At 73.6% G+C, this 1,164-nt stretch carries 2 protein-coding genes; one reads left to right on the forward strand and one right to left on the reverse strand.

Going from position 1 to position 1,164, the window contains the following annotated elements; all coding sequences use genetic code 11:
- The first annotated feature begins 199 nt into the window (after positions 1-199).
- Positions 200-670 carry a DUF6099 family protein gene (locus tag IE249_RS13650; RefSeq protein WP_189705076.1) on the forward strand — a complete coding sequence of 157 codons (471 nt, stop codon included), beginning with the start codon at positions 200-202 and terminating at the stop codon, positions 668-670.
- On the opposite strand, the gene IE249_RS13655 is transcribed toward IE249_RS13650, so the two are convergent.
- Positions 647-1,164 (reverse strand): NUDIX hydrolase (locus IE249_RS13655; protein WP_229858374.1); only part of this gene is annotated, 518 nt, incomplete at its 5' end. The two genes, IE249_RS13650 and IE249_RS13655, sit on opposite strands and share 24 nt — an antisense overlap.

The raw sequence follows: 1,164 nt of genomic DNA on the forward strand, positions 1-1,164 counted from the left end.
GGGAGCGCCCGGCGCCCGAGGGGAACTGACCACTCCGGTATCACTCTACGGAGTCAACAGGCGGGACGAAACCGATTTGTTGTCCGCAGATTTCCGTCTTCCTCTGGCTTTTCGTCTCAAGCGGCTTCACTCTGGGTAGTGGACTGATGGAGTGCGGGCGGACGTGTGGTGAGCACGTCGGGACGGACGGGGGCAGCGCATGGACGCGGTGCGGCTCATCCTGGCGAGCAGGCGTGCCCTGGCGGGGAGCGGCGAGGCCCCTGGCATCCTGGCGGAGGTCTGGCAGGCGCAGTCGCTGGCCCAGGCGATCGGCAGCCGCCTCGCCGTCTCCGGGCCACCCGAACTGCGTGGTGAGGCCCTGGGGTTGACCGAGCTGGCGGGCCGGGGCTGCGGGGTGCTGGACGCCCCCGACCTCGACCCGGACGAGTTACTCGCGGCCCAGCTCACCGAACTGGACGATGCCCACCGCGCCTTGCTGTGCCTGCACGCGCTGCTCGGCGAGGTGGGCATCGCCCTCCTCGGCATCGCCAGCACCGCCGCCGACGAGGCCACGTACTGGCAGTGCATGGAGGCGATCGACGCGGCGGACGAGTCCCGGGACCGGGTCCGCGAGATGCTGCGCAGACTCGCGGCCCGCGACGAGGCGTTACCGGAAGCCGAGCTGGGCTGAGCCGAGCCGGGCCGAGCCCGGCCGGGCGGGATCCCCGTCACCCCACGGCACACCCTCCCGCAGGCACACCACCGTGCCGCTCACCGCCGCCGTGTGCAGGGCGGTGAGGGTGGGCAGCGGCGCGGCGAGCCGGGTGCCGGACAGCTCGGTGAGCGCGAACCAGCCGTAGCGGTCGTGCTCGGGGCTCAGCCGTACGGCCGGCCGCACCCCCGCGGACAGCGTGCCGCCGTGGAAGAAGCAGTCGAGGACCGGGCCGGTGCCCAGCACGTCCACGCGGTGGTCGACGCCGATCAGCCGCGGCAGCGGCCCGAGCTCGATGGCGGTCTCCTCGCGCATCTCCCGCCGGGCCGCCGTCCACGGGTCCTCCCCGTGGTCGAGCATCCCGCCGGGCAGCCACCACTGACCGGCACCCGGCTGCCCGGGCCCGTACCGCAGGAGCAGCACACGGCCCGCGCCGTCCAGCACCACCACGCACGCGGCGAGCAACGCCTGCG

Origin of the sequence: Streptomyces anandii JCM 4720, from assembly GCF_014650655.1 — a bacterium.
Lineage (GTDB): Bacteria > Actinomycetota > Actinomycetes > Streptomycetales > Streptomycetaceae > Streptomyces > Streptomyces anandii.